13 protein-coding genes are annotated in these 15,752 nt (G+C 60.0%); 11 read left to right on the forward strand and 2 right to left on the reverse strand.

Going from position 1 to position 15,752, the window contains the following annotated elements; all coding sequences use genetic code 11:
• The first annotated feature begins 23 nt into the window (after nt 1-23).
• The 3 genes from ahcY to metF all read left to right on the forward strand — a co-directional run bounded on the left by ahcY (nt 24) and on the right by metF (nt 2,742).
• Nucleotides 24-1,463: an adenosylhomocysteinase gene (gene ahcY, locus ABD720_RS09815; RefSeq protein ID WP_344763102.1), complete on the forward strand. Its 1,440-nt coding sequence runs from the start codon at nt 24-26 to the stop codon at nt 1,461-1,463.
• A gap of 86 nt (nt 1,464-1,549) precedes the next feature.
• On the forward strand, nt 1,550-1,894 hold the full coding sequence (locus ABD720_RS09820) for a phage holin family protein (RefSeq protein WP_344763103.1): 345 nt from the start codon (nt 1,550-1,552) through the stop codon (nt 1,892-1,894).
• Nucleotides 1,891-2,742, forward strand: a complete 852-nt coding sequence (gene metF, locus ABD720_RS09825; RefSeq protein ID WP_344763104.1) for a methylenetetrahydrofolate reductase [NAD(P)H] — start codon at nt 1,891-1,893, stop codon at nt 2,740-2,742. Before ABD720_RS09820 ends, metF begins: the two co-directional genes overlap by 4 nt.
• A gap of 42 nt (nt 2,743-2,784) precedes the next feature.
• Here metF and ABD720_RS09830 read toward each other — a convergent pair whose 3' ends face one another.
• Nucleotides 2,785-3,405 (reverse strand): 5-formyltetrahydrofolate cyclo-ligase, encoded by a 621-nt coding sequence (locus ABD720_RS09830; RefSeq protein WP_344763105.1) that lies wholly within the window; start codon nt 3,403-3,405, stop codon nt 2,785-2,787.
• A gap of 33 nt (nt 3,406-3,438) precedes the next feature.
• On the opposite strand from ABD720_RS09830, the gene ABD720_RS09835 reads away from it, so the two are divergent.
• From ABD720_RS09835 to ABD720_RS09855, 5 genes are all read left to right on the forward strand, one after another.
• The gene (locus ABD720_RS09835) at nt 3,439-5,391 is read left to right on the forward strand and encodes a lytic transglycosylase domain-containing protein (protein ID WP_344763106.1); all 1,953 of its coding nucleotides are present in this window, start codon (nt 3,439-3,441) and stop codon (nt 5,389-5,391) included.
• A gap of 29 nt (nt 5,392-5,420) precedes the next feature.
• On the forward strand, nt 5,421-6,389 hold the full coding sequence (locus ABD720_RS09840) for a complex I NDUFA9 subunit family protein (protein WP_425547974.1): 969 nt from the start codon (nt 5,421-5,423) through the stop codon (nt 6,387-6,389).
• Nucleotides 6,390-6,425: 36 nt separating this feature from the next.
• A complete protein-coding gene (locus ABD720_RS09845; RefSeq protein WP_344763108.1) occupies nt 6,426-7,151 on the forward strand; it encodes a glutathione S-transferase family protein in 726 nt (241 codons plus the stop codon).
• A 20-nt stretch (nt 7,152-7,171) separates the two neighbouring features.
• Nucleotides 7,172-8,425, forward strand: coding sequence for a multifunctional CCA addition/repair protein (locus ABD720_RS09850; RefSeq protein WP_344763109.1), 1,254 nt, complete (start codon nt 7,172-7,174; stop codon nt 8,423-8,425).
• A 212-nt stretch (nt 8,426-8,637) separates the two neighbouring features.
• Nucleotides 8,638-9,291, forward strand: a complete 654-nt coding sequence (locus tag ABD720_RS09855) for a GNAT family N-acetyltransferase (RefSeq protein WP_344763670.1) — start codon at nt 8,638-8,640, stop codon at nt 9,289-9,291.
• Nucleotides 9,292-9,318: 27 nt separating this feature from the next.
• Here ABD720_RS09855 and ABD720_RS09860 read toward each other — a convergent pair whose 3' ends face one another.
• Entirely contained in the window at nt 9,319-9,813 is a 495-nt protein-coding gene (locus tag ABD720_RS09860) for an Lrp/AsnC family transcriptional regulator (protein WP_344763110.1), read from the reverse strand.
• A 128-nt stretch (nt 9,814-9,941) separates the two neighbouring features.
• Here ABD720_RS09860 and hppD point away from each other — a divergent pair, with 128 nt between their 5' ends.
• From hppD to ABD720_RS09875, 3 genes are all read left to right on the forward strand, one after another.
• Entirely contained in the window at nt 9,942-11,066 is a 1,125-nt protein-coding gene (hppD, locus tag ABD720_RS09865) for a 4-hydroxyphenylpyruvate dioxygenase (protein ID WP_344763111.1), read from the forward strand.
• 1 nt (nt 11,067) lies between these two features.
• Nucleotides 11,068-11,952 carry a phenylalanine 4-monooxygenase gene (gene phhA / locus ABD720_RS09870; RefSeq protein ID WP_344763112.1) on the forward strand — a complete coding sequence of 295 codons (885 nt, stop codon included), beginning with the start codon at nt 11,068-11,070 and terminating at the stop codon, nt 11,950-11,952.
• A gap of 175 nt (nt 11,953-12,127) precedes the next feature.
• Entirely contained in the window at nt 12,128-15,742 is a 3,615-nt protein-coding gene (locus ABD720_RS09875; protein WP_344763113.1) for an indolepyruvate ferredoxin oxidoreductase family protein, read from the forward strand.
• Nucleotides 15,743-15,752: the final 10 nt, after the last annotated feature.

The following is a 15,752-nucleotide window of genomic DNA, read 5'->3' on the forward strand; positions in this document are numbered from 1 at the left end:
TTTTCTAACGAAAGGAGGGCGTGATGAACGCCGTAATCTCAAACTCACCGGTCGCCGCATTCAAGGATTTCCACGTTGCTGATCTCAGTCTCGCTGACTGGGGCCGTAAAGAAATCAAAATTGCCGAAACCGAAATGCCTGGCCTGATGGCAATCCGTCAGGAATTCGCTGCTGCACAGCCTCTCAAGGGCGCGCGCATCACCGGATCGATCCACATGACCATCCAGACCGCCGTGCTGATACACACACTCGAAGCCTTGGGTGCGCAGGTACGTTGGGCATCGTGCAACATCTATTCAACTCAGGATCATGCCGCTGCCGCCATTGCTGCTGACGGTACACCGGTGTTTGCCTTTAAGGGCGAATCGCTCGATGACTACTGGGAATTTACCCACCGCATTTTCGAGTGGCCTGCCACGGCAGACGGCGAGCAATACGCGAACATGATTCTCGATGATGGTGGCGATGCAACGCTGTTATTGCACCTCGGCACCCGCGCAGAGCAAGACGCGTCGCTGCTGGACAATCCAACATCCGAAGAAGAAATCTGCCTCTACGACTCGATCAAGAAGCGTCTTGCATCACAGCCGGGCTGGTATTCGACTCGTCTGGCACAGGTCAAGGGCGTCACCGAAGAAACCACCACGGGTGTGCATCGTCTCTATCAGATGTTCAAGGACGGCAAACTTGCTTTCCCTGCCATCAACGTCAATGATTCGGTCACCAAATCCAAGTTCGATAACCTGTACGGTTGCCGCGAGTCGTTGGTCGACGGCATCAAGCGTGCCACCGATGTCATGATTGCCGGAAAAGTCGCGGTCGTGGCTGGTTACGGCGATGTGGGCAAGGGCTCGGCGCAAGCACTGCGCGCGTTGTCCGCCCAGGTCTGGGTGACGGAAATCGATCCGATTTGTGCATTGCAGGCAGCGATGGAAGGCTATCGCGTCGTGACGATGGATTATGCGGCGGAACATGCCGACATTTTCGTGACCGCGACCGGCAACTACCATGTGATCACGCTCGCTCACATGACCAAGATGAAAGACCAAGCGATCGTCTGCAACATCGGTCACTTCGACAATGAAATCGAAATCGACGCATTGAAGCAGTACGCCTGGGAAAACATCAAGCCGCAAGTCGACCATGTGATTTTCCCTGACGGCAAGCGCATTATCTTGCTGGCAGAAGGCCGCCTGGTCAATCTTGGTTGCGGCACCGGCCATCCGTCGTACGTCATGAGTTCGTCGTTTGCCAACCAGACGATTGCGCAGATCGAGTTGTTCTGCAATACCGACAAGTACCCGGTCGGCGTCTACACCCTGCCGAAGCATCTGGATGAAAAGGTCGCGCGCTTGCAGTTGCGTACCCTGAACGCCCAGCTGACCGAGCTGACCGCCGAGCAAGCCAGCTACATTGGCGTGCAGCAATCGGGTCCGTACAAGCCGGAGCAGTACCGCTACTAACGGTACGTGCACTGCGCCAATTGCCGCTTCAGTATCGCCAGACGGCAGTACTGAAGCGGTTTTTTCACTTCACAACGGATTTTTTCATGCGCCTGATCATTACCTGGATCATCAACGCCTTCGCACTGCTGGCGTTGCCGTATCTGATGCATTCCGTCACCGTCGATGGGTTCGGGACCGCGCTGATTGCTGCGCTGGTGCTGGGACTGGTGAACACGCTCATTCGGCCACTGTTGCTATTGCTGACACTGCCGGTGACCTTCCTGACGCTCGGCTTGTTCATTTTCGTCATCAACGGCCTGATGTTCTGGGGTGTTGCGCAACTCATTGGTGGCTTTCATGTTGCCGGATTCTGGTCTGCGATTCTCGCTGCCGTGATTTACAGCATCATTTCGTGGGTACTGTCTTCTCTGATTCTCGATAACAAATGACTACTCCCGACTTCAGTATCGAATTTTTTCCGCCCAAAACGCCCGAGGGCGCCGACAAGTTGCGCGCCACGCGCGCCCGGCTGGCGGTGCTTGATCCGAAATATTTTTCTGTCACGTTTGGCGCGGGTGGCAGCACCCAGCAAGGAACGCTGGATACCGTACTGGACATCCGCAGCGAAGGCCATGAGGCCGCGCCGCATATTTCCTGTCTGGGCAGCTCGCGCGCGCGCTTGCGCGACATCCTGACCGAGTACCGCGACCACGGCATTCGCCGACTGGTTGCGTTACGCGGCGATTTGCCGAGTGGCTATGGCGCCGTCGATTTTTCGTCTGGTGAGTTTCGCTATGCCAATGAGCTCGTCGAGTTCATTCGCGCCGAATCCGGTGACTGGTTTCATATCGAAGTTGCCGCGTACCCGGAAATGCATCCACAGGCCAAGTCGCCCCAAGACGACATGCAGTCCTTCGCACGCAAGGTTCAGGCCGGTGCAAATGCAGCCATTACCCAGTATTTCTACAATGCCGACGCGTATTTCCGGTTTGTCGACGAAGCGCACCGGCATGGCGTGCAAGTGCCTATCGTGGCAGGCGTGATGCCGATTACAAACTACATGCAACTGATGCGTTTTTCGGAAATGTGCGGTGCAGAAATTCCGCGCTGGGTACGTCTGAAGCTGGCCAGTTTTGGGGATGACAGCGACTCCATTCGCGCTTTCGGGCTCGATGTCGTGACCACGATGTGCGAGCGCTTGCTGGCTGGCGGCGCGCCGGGCCTGCACTTCTATTCGTTGAACCAGTCGGGACCAACGATCGCCATTTGCGAGCGCTTGAAGGCGACAGGCGCCTAGTGCTGCAAGCTGGTGGGCGGCGCGACGCTCGGCGATTGCCGGTCACGGCACGTCTGGTCGGTGTCGCTCAACGCCGCTTTCGGTAATCAGCACCTGCAATCCGATGTCATGCGGGGCGACCCCGAACTCGCTGCGGGCGCTATCGAAGGCGATGCCGACGGTCGTCGCCGCCGGCAACAATGCCAAAGTGCGGTCGTACATGCCGCCGCCATAGCCCAGCCGGAACTGCTGCGCATTGATGCCGACACAGGGGATCAGGAATGCCTCGGGCACGACGGTGTGGCGCGGTTGGGCCGGAATCGCCACGCCAAACGCATCCTGCGCCATCGCTTGCCCCGGCAGCCATGCTGCAAAATCCAGCGGCGCATTCGGGCCACAGACCACGGGCAAGGCAAGTCGCACCCCACGTTGCGCTAGCTGCAGATAGGCAGGCATCAGGTCGGGCTCGCCCCGGATTGGCCAGTACACCGCCAGTGCGTCAACGCCAGTGCTCGCTTGCCACGACAGCAAGTACTCACCGATCGCAACACAGGCCGCAGAACGGTGCACCGCAGTCATCGACTGACGCGTTGCCAGCAGGTGCTTGCGCAATACGCTCTTGTGCTGTTCCAGTGCCGCGGAATGGGCAGATTCACATGCTATCCTTGGTTCGGTTGGTGTCATCGCTGTCAAATTTGTGAAAAAGGTTGTGGACTCATGTTTCAGATGAAATGGATCGCCGGCGCGTTGCTGGCCTTCGCCTCAACGGTACTCCTGTTGCCGCCCGCCCAGGCGCAAAAAAAAGCCGGCACGTTTGTCAACGACGACGACGTATTTCTGGCGCTGCGCGACGCAGCGCGGCGCGATGATGCGGTCGCTGCTGCCGATCTGGCCAGCCGTCTGCCCAATTATGCCATCCCGTCCTATGTCGATTATTACCGCCTGAAACCACGGCTGCGGCTCGCTTCATCTCTCGAAATCCGCGACTACCTGCGGCGCTACGATGGCAGTGCCATTGCCGACCGGTTGCGCAATGACTGGTTGCTCGATTTGGGTCGCCAGCGTAATTTCGCGGTCTTTGACGAGCAGTATCCGTTGTTCGCACTCGATGATGACCTGCAGCTGAAATGTTACGCACTGCTGTCGCGCGCAGCCAAAGGCGAACAGGTTGCGGTGCAGGCGCGCGCACTGCTGGTGTCGCCGAAGGATTACGGCGACGCCTGTTCGACCCTGATCGCCACGCTGGCGCAGGCCGGCCAGTTTACGAACGACGATGTGTGGGCGCAATTCCGGTTGGCTGCGGAAACCAGCCAGGTCGTGGCCGCACGTCGCCTCGCACCGTTAATCGAGGCCACCGATAGCCAGATCATCCAGGCCATCGAAAAAGCACCACTCGTGATGGCGCAAGGCCCCGGCAATTCCCGCGTGACGCATCAGTTGTTCATCGTTGCGCTGGGTCGCGTGGCCCGAACCAGCCCGGATCAGGCCGCCAGTGCGCTGATGAATGTCGAATCGCGCCTGCTGCCCGACGAGCGCGCACTGGGCTGGTCCCAGATTGCGTTGCAAGCTTCGCTGAAATTGCTGCCCGAAACCACCACGGCGTACTGGAGCCGCACTAGCGGTGCCGCCCTGTCAGGCGAAGGCTACCAGTGGCGCGTGCGGATGGCCTTGCGTAGCGGTGACTGGGCACTGGTGCGCCAGGCCATCGACGCGATGCCGGCCGATCTGCGCGACGACGCCGCCTGGGTCTACTGGCGCGCACGTGCGCTGCGCTCGCTCGGTGAGCGTGACGAGGCGCAGAAACTGTTCCAGTCGATTGCCGAGCAAACCAATTTTTATGGCCAGCTGGCACTGGAAGACCTGGGCCAGAAAATCAGTATTCCGCTGGCCGGCGAACCCCTGACTGCAGCGGAAATTGCGCGGGTTGCCGCCAACCCGGGATTTCGCCGCGCGCTCAAGTTTTTCGACATGAACCTGCGCTTCGAGGCCGTGCGCGAATGGAACTGGGAACTGCGCAAGATGAGCGAACGCGACCATCTCGCTGCCGCCGAATTCGCGCGCCAGAGCAACATTCTCGACCGCATGGTGAATACCTCCGACCGGACCAAATCCGAACGCGATTTTACCCAGCGCTTTCCGTCGCCCTTCCGTGATTTCATGGTCACCAGCACCAGTGCGCTGGGACTCGACATGGCCTGGGTATACGGACTGATCCGGCAGGAATCACGCTTCATCATGAATGCCCGCTCGCATGTCGGTGCCTCCGGCCTGATGCAGCTGATGCCGTCGACCGCGCGGTATGTGGCCAACAAGATCGGCATGTCCGGCTTCACGCCAGGTCAGGTCAATGACGTCAGTACCAATATCCAGCTCGGTACCAATTACCTGAACATGGTGCTGCGTGACCTCGATGGCTCGCAGGCATTGGCCACTGCCGCCTACAACGCCGGCCCGGGGCGACCGCGCAGCTGGCGCGCCACGCTCCCGCGTACGGTCGAGGGCGCCATCTTCGCCGAGTCGATTCCGTTCGCCGAAACCCGTGGTTACGTCAAGAACGTGCTGTCCAACGCAACCTACTACGCCGCCTTGTTCGAGGGCAAACCGCAATCCCTGAAAGCGCGACTCGGTAACGTCGCACCGAAAGGATTTGCCCCGACCGAATTGCCTTGATCGACCTTACCGGATACCTGTTCATGTCCCTGCCTTACTCGAATATCCTCGTCCTTGGTGGCACCGGCTTCATTGGTTCCCATCTGATTGCCCAGCTCGCGGCGCAGGGCCGGCATGTGATCGTACCAACGCGCCGCGCCGTGCGGGCACGCCACCTCGCTGTCCTGCCGACGGTCGAGATCGTGGTCGCCGACATCAATCAGGACGCAGCGCTGGCCGCACTGATGCGCCGCGCCGATGCCGTCATCAATCTGGTCGGCATCCTGCACTCGCGGCCCGGTGTCGGCACCGCCAGCTATGGTCCTGACTTTGCCAAGGCGCACGTCGAACTGCCGATCCGGGTGGTGGCGGCGTGTGGCGTGGCCGGGGTCAAGCGTTCGCTGCACATGAGTGCGCTGGGCGCCAACCGGACTGCCCCATCGATGTACCTGCGCTCGAAAGCTGCAGGCGAAGATGCGGCGCTGTCGCATCCGGCGGTTGCCACGACCGTGTTCCGGCCGTCGGTCGTGTTCGGCGAAGACGATGCATTCCTGAATATGTTTGCCAAATTGCAAAGCGTCTTTCCGGTGTTTCCACTGGGCGGGGCTGATGCCCGTTTCCAGCCGATCTACGTCGGTGACGTGGTGCAGGCGTTCGTCAACGCGCTCGATAATCCGCATACCTTCGGCAAGGTCTACGAGCTGGCCGGACCGACTATCTATACCTTGCGTGAGCTGGTGCAGCTGGCGGGCCGTTACAGCGGTCATCCGCGTCCGGTATTGGCGTTACCACCGGCGCTGGCGCGCTTGCAGGCGTTCATGCTGGAATGGGTGCCGGGCGGGCCGGTGATGAGTCGCGACAACCTTGATTCGATGAAAGTCGATAACGTTGCGCATGGCCCGATCGCGCCCGAGCTTGGCATCAAGCCGGAAGCGCTCGAAGCGATTGCCTCGCGTTACCTCGGTGAGGCGGCTGGTCGCAGTCACTTCGATCAGTACCGCATCCGGGCCAAGCGCTGATTCGCCTCCTTCAACTTTTACTGTAACGGACGTCGCATGCAAGCTACCGAACTCGATCCAACCCTGTCGCAAACTCTCGAAACTGCGGGAAAAATGCCGCTCAAACTGGTCATTGCCAACAAACGCTATTCGAGCTGGTCGATGCGTCCCTGGCTGGTGCTCAAAGCCTTCGGTATCGCCTTCGAAGAAGTCCGTATCGGACTCGGGCGTCCCGACACCGCGCTGGATATCTCCCATTACTCGGCTGCCGGGCGGGTGCCGGTGTTGCAGGCGGGCGAGATCGCGGTATGGGATTCGCTGGCGATCTGCGAATACCTGGCCGAGCAATTCCCGGAAAAGGCAATGTGGCCGACCGATGTCGCATCGCGTGCACTGGCGCGCTGCATCTGCGCCGAAATGCACTCCGGTTTTACCGGCCTGCGTTCGGCGATGTGGATGAACATCGGCGCCGATTTCCGCGGCAAGGGCAACTCCGCCGAGGCCATGTCCGATATCGGCCGGATCAGCGAAATCTGGGAAACCTGTCTGTCGCATTCCGGTCATCACCAGTTCCTGTTCGGTGAGTTTTCGATTGCCGATGCGTACTTCGCCCCGGTCGTGATGCGCTTTAATGCCTACGGCGTATCGATGGCGCCAGCGCTGCAGGCGTATGTCGATCGGGTCACTGCCCATCCGGCGGTCGCGCACTGGATTAGCGAAGCGCTGGCCGAAGTCGAGCGGATAGAAAAATACGATAGTCATCCCGATCAGCCAGGACGCTGACGCTCACGGATCAACCGCGCATGCATATCTACACCGTCGGCGGCGCCGTGCGCGATGCGTTGCTCGGCCTGCCCGTCAAGGATCGTGATTACGTGGTCGTCGGTGCGACGCCGGACGCCATGCTGGCGCGCGGGTTCACGCCGGTCGGCAAGGATTTTCCGGTATTTTTGCATCCGGTCACGCATGAAGAATATGCCCTCGCACGGACAGAGCGCAAAACCGCGCCGGGCTACAAGGGCTTCGTGTTTCATACCGATGCCGACGTCACGCTTGAGCAGGATCTGGCCCGGCGCGACCTGACCATCAATGCCATCGCGCGGGGCGATGACGGTGTACTGGTGGACCCGTTCGGTGGTCGTCGCGATCTCGACCACAAGGTATTCCGGCATGTCTCCGACGCCTTCGCCGAAGACCCGGTACGCATTCTGCGCGTGGCGCGGTTTGCCGCACGCTTTGCCGGATTTGCCGTCGCTCTCGAGACCAACGCGCTGATGCAGCGCATGGTGGCCGCCGGTGAAGTCGATGCGCTGGTGCCCGAGCGGGTCTGGCAGGAGCTGGCCCGCGGTTTGATGGAGCAGCAACCCTCGCGCATGTTCGCGGTGTTGCGCGATTGCGGCGCGCTGGCGCGACTACTACCCGAGCTGGATCGTTTATGGGGCGTCCCGCAACCCGCCAAATACCATCCTGAAATCGATACTGGCGTGCATGTCATGCTGGTCATCGACCATGCAGCCCGTCAGCAAGTGACATTGCCGGTGCGGGTCGCGGCGCTGTTCCACGATCTCGGCAAGGGCGCCACACCAGCGGCAGAGTGGCCATCGCACCACGGGCATGAAGGGCTCGGTGTCAAACTGGTCGAGCAGGTTGCCGAGCGCCTGAAGATGCCGAATGAGTGCCGCGACCTCGCCGTCATGACAGCACGTGACCATGGCAATGTCGGCCGGGCGCTGGAATTACGGGCGGCCACCATCGTGGCATTAGTCGAGCGCTGCGATGGACTGCGCAAACCACAACGGTTTCTGGAAATGCTGCAGGCAGCGTCGTGCGATTACCACGGTCGGCCCGGCTACGAAGACAGGCCGTTTCCGCAGGAGAGCTATCTCGCAGCGGCACTGGCGGCGGCGCGCGCGGTCAATGCCGGCGAGATTGCACTGCGTCTGCAAGCCGATCCGGTACACATCCCGGTCGCCGTACGCAACGCGCGGATTGCGGCAGTTGAGCAGTTTTTGCGTGCATCCACGCACAAGTCCGGTCGCACCGACCCCGCTTCGTAACCACATCGTTTGCTATCGGCGTGACTCCCGGTCAGCCTGGTGATGCGCTTCTGACAGCATTCGTTGCAATGCAATAAACAAGATGGGATTTATCGAGCAAGCCTCGTTTAGATGGCCTACAATGCAGTGCTGCACTGCACAACGGCGCACATTTTTTCATAGGAATCCCGATGAATTCACCCGCTACAGTATCCCCTGAACCGCTCTTGAGCATGGGTTCGCCGCCATCCGGCGAACCTGCCGGGCCCCACACCGCTGTTCGCGTCAAAGAGCTCTCGGAGCGCGACCGCCGACGCATGCTGATGCACTTCCTCGCGCTGGTCGACAGCGACCGTCTGCTGCGTTTCGGAACCGTTCTGCCGGACGAGCTGGTCACCCGCTATGTTCAAAAACTCGATTTCGCGCGCGACACCCTGTTTGGCGTCTACAACAGCAAGCTCGAACTGATCGGCGTCGGTCACCTTGCCTTTGCTCCGCGCGATGCGATGCCGTTGTTTGCAGAGGCCACTACCAAGGAGCTTGTTGCCGAATTCGGTTTGTCAGTCTCCGCGTCGGCCCGCAGCATGGGCATCGGCACGAAGTTATTCGAGCGCGCTGCGATCCATTGCCGCAATGGCGACGTCGATACGCTGTACATGCATTGCCTGGCCTCGAACCATACCATGATCCGCATTGCCCGCAAGGCTGGCATGCAAATTCATCGTTCGCATGGCGAAGCCGATGCCTATCTGAAGCTGGTGCCTGCCAATCCATCGAGCGTGATGCAGGAAGCGGTGGAAGAGCAAGTGGCCCAATTCGATTACACGCTCAAAGCCAATACCCGCGCTGCCGTCAAATGGCTCAATAGCTTGCGCGGTGTTAAATAAACCAGGCATGCCGAAGTCAATCCGGAATCAAACCAGCGGCAAGGCCGTCGTGTCCTTCACCCGCTGCAACGCAAAGCTTGATTTCACATCCAGTACGGCAGCGTGACGCAATAGCGTTTCCATCATGAAGCGCGAAAAATGCTCCATGTCTTCGACATGGACGCGCAACAGGTAATCCATTTCCCCCGTCATCGCATAGCAGGCCACCACCTCCGGCCAGTGATCGACGGAGGCAGCGAAGTCCCCGCGCGGTGACCTGGAGCCGGCTGCGCCCGCGGCGTCGCTGTGCTTTTCGAGGCGCACGTTCACGTAGGCCAGCAAGCCCAGACCAATCCGTTCCGGCGCCAGCAACGCTACATACTGGCGAATCACGCCACTTTCTTCGAGCCGTTTGATGCGCCGCAGGCACGGCGAGGGCGACAGACTGACACGCTCGGCCACCTCCTGATTCGATAGTCGGCCATCCGTCTGCAGGATCGCGAGAATCTTCCGGTCTGTTTTATCCAATGGAACGCGCGCCATGATTCACCTCGATCGCTGGTAATCGCGCAATTTTATTGCCATGCCTGATCGATTGGTGAATTTCTTTGCAATTTTCTGCCGCTAGCGCACGTCTATACTGGACGCATAATTACTATTCGGAGACAAGCATGCAATTTCAACCCTGGGATAACCCGATGGGCACCGATGGCTTTGAATTCATCGAGTACGCTGCACCGGACCCGAAGGCGCTCGGCGCCCTGTTCGAACAAATGGGTTTCAGTGCGATCGCACGCCACCGCCACAAGGATGTGACGCTGTACCGTCAGGGCGACATCAACTTCATCATCAATGGCGAGCAGGATTCGTTTGCGCAGCGCTTTGCGCGCCAGCACGGTCCGTCTATTTGCGCGATCGCTTTCCGGGTCGATGACGCCGCCTTTGCCTACAAGCGCGCGCTCGAACTGGGCGCCTGGGGTTTCGACAACAGGACCGGCCCGATGGAACTGAACATTCCTGCCATCAAGGGTATCGGCGACTCGCTGATTTATTTTGTCGACCGCTGGCGCGGCAAGAGTGCTGCCAAGGGACTGCCGCCTGGCGCCATCGGCGACATCAGCATTTACGATGTCGACTTCGTGGCGATCCCCGGTGCGGTCGCCAATCCAATCGGCAACGGCCTGACCTACATCGATCACCTGACCCACAACGTCCATCGCGGGCGCATGAAAGAGTGGGCGGAATTTTATGAAAACCTGTTCGGTTTCCGGGAAGTCCGTTACTTCGATATCGAAGGCAAACTGACCGGCCTGAAGTCGAAAGCAATGACCTCGCCATGCGGCAAGATCCGTATCCCGATCAATGAATCATCGGATGACAAATCGCAAATCGCCGAGTATCTCGACCTGTACCGTGGCGAGGGGATTCAGCATATTGCGCTGGGCACCGACGACATCTATCGCACGGTCGAGCAGATGGAAGCACAGGACGTACAGTTCCAGAAAACCATCGCGACTTACTACGATCTGATCGAACGGCGCTTGCCGGGTCATGGCGAAAATGTCGATGAATTGCGCCGTCTCAATATTCTGGTCGATGGCACCAGCAGTGCCACCGAGCGCGAATTGCTGCTGCAAATCTTCACGCAGACCGTGATCGGTCCGATCTTCTTTGAAATCATCCAGCGCAAGGGCGACCAGGGTTTCGGCGAAGGCAACTTCCGTGCGCTGTTCGAGTCGATCGAGCTCGACCAGATTCGCCGTGGTGTATTGAAAGACGAAAGCGTGGGGAGCTGACATGGGTGCTATCGATACTGCAATCGGCCAGGCCGAATTCTTCAAGACCATGGAAGACAAATCCGATGGCGGTACCCTGCGCGGCGATTACACGCACGCCGATGCGCAATATGTGGTCACCCAGAACCGCGACCTGTACACCGAAGCCCAGCATGAGTTATGGCGTCGGCTGTACGACCGCCAGGCCCGCTTGTTGCCAGGGCGCGCCTGTGATGTCTTCATCGACAGCCTCAAAAGCATGGATGTCGCCGATGGCATTCCCGACTTTGATGCCATCTCCCGCCAGTTGATGCAGGCCACCGGCTGGACCCTGGTCGCGGTGCCGGGACTGGTACCGGACTTCACGTTTTTCGAGCATCTGGCGAACCGCCGGTTTCCGGTGACGGTCTGGCTGCGCGAGCCGGAGGAGTTCGATTACATCGCCGAACCGGATGTCTTCCACGATTTTTTTGGCCACGTGCCGCTGCTGTTCAATCCGGTGTTTGCCGACCATTTGCAGGAATACGGCAAGGGTGGCCTGAAGGCGATGCCGCTCGATGGTCTGACCAATTTGGGCCGGTTGTACTGGTACACGGTTGAGTTCGGTCTGATTCGTACGCCGCAGGGCTTGCGCGCGTTCGGCGCCGGCATTCTGTCCTCCTCCGGCGAAATCGACCATTGCCTGTCCAGCCCGCAACCGCGCCGGATCGCCTTCGATGTCGAGCGCGTCATGCGTACGAGCTACAAGATCGATTCGTACCAGGAAACCTATTTCGTCATCGACAGTTTCGAGCAACTGTTCATCGATACCGCACCGGATTTCACGCCGATCTACGCCCGTTTGCGCGACATGGACGTATTGCCAGCGAATACCTTATTGACCGGGGAGATCGACCAGAAAATCTGATCAGGAAGTCTGGCTGGCAGCTGCCCGGGGCGCCATTACGCTCCAGCCACACTATGACCAGCCAGACCGCTTCACCCGTGTAGAATATAAAAAACTGAAGGTCCACAAGACCGGAATCAGTCAGAGCGCGACACGATCGCATCCAAGAACATAATTTTTGGTACGGAGACAATTAATGAATGCACCCCTGAAACCAGGGCAGTCGCTCGCACCAGAGCCGATTTCGCTGGACGACAAATACACGCTGGAGCGTGGCCGGGCTTTTATCACCGGTACGCAGGCAATGATCCGGCTGCCGATGCTGCAGCGCCAGCGCGATGTACGCGCCGGACTCAATACCGCCGGCTTCATCACCGGCTATCGCGGTTCGCCACTGGGCAGCGTCGACATGACCGCTGCCAAAGCCAAAAAATACCTCGACGCGAACCACATCAAATTCCATCCCGGCATGAACGAAGACCTGGCCGCCACCAGTGTCTGGGGTACCCAGCAGGTCAACTTGTTTCCGGGCGCGCAGTACGATGGCGTGTTCGGCTTGTGGTACGGCAAAGGGCCGGGCGTGGACCGCTGCGGCGATGTCTTCAAGCATGCCAACATGGCCGGGACGTCGAAGCACGGCGGCGTGCTGGTGCTGGCCGGCGATGACCATGCGGCCAAGTCCTCGACCACGGCGCATCAGAGTGAACACATCCTGAAAGCATGCGGCATTCCGGTGTTGTATCCGTCGTCGGTGCAGGAATACCTTGATTACGGTTTGCATGGCTGGGCCATGAGCCGTTTTACCGGGCTGTGGGTATCGATGAAGTGCGTGACCGACATCGTCGAGTCGGGCGCTTCGGTCGACCTCGATCCGGACCGCGTACAAATCGTGCTGCCGAGCGACCTGGCGCTACCGGCCGATGGCCTCAACATCCGCTGGCCCGATGCCGTCCTGGATCAGGAAGCGCGGATGAACAATTTCAAGTGGTACGCGGCGCTGGCCTATGCGCGTGTCAACAAGCTCAACAAGATTATCTGGGACAGTCCGCGTGCCCGCATCGGCATCATCACTGCCGGCAAATCGTATCTGGACACCCGCCAGGCGCTGGCCGATCTCGGTATCGATGAAGCGGTCGCACGCGATATCGGCATCCGGTTGTTCAAGGTCGGCATGACCTGGCCGCTCGAAGCGCAAGGCGTGCGCGAGTTCGCGCAGGGGCTGGAAGAAATCCTGGTGGTGGAAGAAAAACGCCAGATTCTCGAATATCAGGTCAAGGAAGAACTGTACAACTGGCGCGACGACGTGCGTCCGCGCGTGGTCGGCAAGTTCGACGACACCGGCGAATGGAGCAACACGCCCGGCATGGGCCACGGCGACTGGTTGCTGCCGGCCACCTATGAATTGAATCCGGCACAGATCGCCCGCGCCATCGCCACCCGCATCAGCAAGTACTTCGCCGGTCATCCGGTCGAACAGCGCGTGAAAGAGCGCATTGCCTATCTGGAAGCCAAGGAAGCGGTGCTGAAAGTGAGCACCAAACCCGATCCTGCCAAGGACCGGATTCCGCACTTCTGTTCCGGTTGCCCGCACAACACCTCGACCAAAGTGCCCGAAGGCAGCCGCGCGCTGGCCGGCATCGGTTGCCATTACATGGTGCTGTGGATGGACCGCGAAACGGCGACCTTCACGCACATGGGCGCCGAAGGCACGACCTGGATCGGCCAGGCCCCGTTCACCAGCGAACAGCATGTATTTACCAACCTTGGCGACGGTACCTACTTCCATTCCGGCCTGCTGGCGATCCGTGCGTCGGTGGCTGCCAAGGTCAACATGACCTACAAGATTCTGTATAACGATGCGGTCGCGATGACTGGCGGCCAGACGGTCGACGGCCCGATCGATCCCGGCATGATCTCGCGCCAGATCGCCGCCGAAGGCGTGGGCCCGATCATTGTCGTCACCGATGAACCCGACAAATACCCGGCCGGCTACGCCTGGGCCGAGGGCGTCACGATCCGCCATCGCAGCGAACTTGATGCGGTGCAACGCGAACTGCGCGAATGCAAGGGCATCTCGGCGATGATCTATGACCAGACCTGCGCGTCGGAAAAGCGTCGCCGCCGGAAGCGTAACGAGTATCCGGACCCGGCCAAGCGTGCCGTCATCAATGACGCGGTCTGCGAGGGCTGCGGCGACTGCAGCGTGCAATCGAACTGCCTGTCGGTCGAACCGCTGGAAACCGAATTCGGTCGCAAGCGCCAGATCAACCAGTCGTCGTGCAACAAGGATTTTTCGTGCGTGACCGGGTTCTGCCCGAGCTTCGTGACGGTCGAAGGCGGCAAGCTGAAGAAGCCGAAAAAAATCGCCGTCGCCGATGCCGGCAATCCTGCCGCAGTCGCGGCGCCGGTCATGCTATTGCCGCAACCGGTGTTGCCGACCACGGTCACGCCGTACGGCATTCTGGTCGCCGGTATCGGTGGCACCGGTGTGGTGACAGTCGGCCAGATCCTGGCGATGGCAGCGCACATCGAAGGCAAGGGCTGTTCGGTGCTCGACATGAGCGGCCTGGCGCAAAAGGGCGGACCGGTGATGTCGCATGTGCGGCTGGCCGACCATCCTGACGATATCCATTCGACCCGGGTAGGCACCGGCGCCTGCGATCTGGTGATTGGTTGCGACGTCATCGTCGCCGCCAGTCGCGATGCACTGTCGCGCATGGGCGAAGGTCGCACGTATGCGGCAGTCAATTCCACCAGCACACCGACCGCTGCCTTCGTCAAGAATCCGGACTGGCAATATCCGGGCGCAGCGGCGGAAGCCGACCTGCGTGTGGCATGTGGCAATGAGCGGGTTGATTTTGTGGATGCCGGCAAGATCGCCACCGCGCTGATGGGCGACAACATCGCCACCAACATGTTCATGCTGGGGTATGCGTGGCAAAAAGGGCAGGTGCCATTGACCGAAGATGCCCTGATGCAAGCCATCGTGCTTAATGGCGTCTCGGTCGATTTCAACAAGCAGTCCTTCGTCTGGGGCCGCCGCGCCGCACACGATCTGGCGGCAGTCGAAAAGCTGTCACGTGTCAACGACGCGCCGTCCCAGGTGATCGCGTTCAAGCGTGCGCCGCTGCTTGACGAGGTCATCGCCACCCGTGTCGCTTTCCTGAGCGCCTACCAGAACGCCGCGTATGCGCAGCAGTATGTCGATTTCGTGGCGCAGGTGCGGGCCGCCGAAATCCGGGTGGCCGATGCCGTCAAGCCGTTGCGCCTGACCGAAGCGGTCGCCACCTACCTGTTCAAACTGATGGCCTACAAGGACGAGTACGAAGTCGCGCGGCTCTACACCAACGACGTCTTCGCCAGCAAAATTGCCGGCATGTTCGAAGGCGACTACAAGATCAAGTTCCATCTGGCACCGCCATTGCTGGCGAAGAAAGATGCGCAAGGCCATCTGGTCAAGCAGGAATTCGGTCCGTGGATGATGAAAGCCTTCAGCGTGCTGGCCAGGTTCAAGGGATTGCGCGGGACGGCGTTGGATATCTTCGGTTACACCGACGAACGCAAGATGGAACGCGGCCTGATCGTCGCGTATCGCCAGACCATCTCTGCGCTGCTGTCAGCGTTGACGCCCGAGAACCTCGCGACAGCGGTGGCGATTGCGCGTATTCCTGAAGATATCCGGGGCTACGGGCATGTCAAGGAACGGCATCTGCAGGCGGCGAAACTGAAGGAAGCCGCGCTGCTGGCGAGTTTTTCGGCACCGGCATCGACCACCATCACGGCGTTGTCGCGGGATCGGCAGGTGGCCTGAATCGGGTGAT

The sequence above is a fragment of the Actimicrobium antarcticum genome, from assembly GCF_039536745.1.
Taxonomy (GTDB): Bacteria; Pseudomonadota; Gammaproteobacteria; order Burkholderiales; family Burkholderiaceae_D; genus Actimicrobium; species Actimicrobium antarcticum.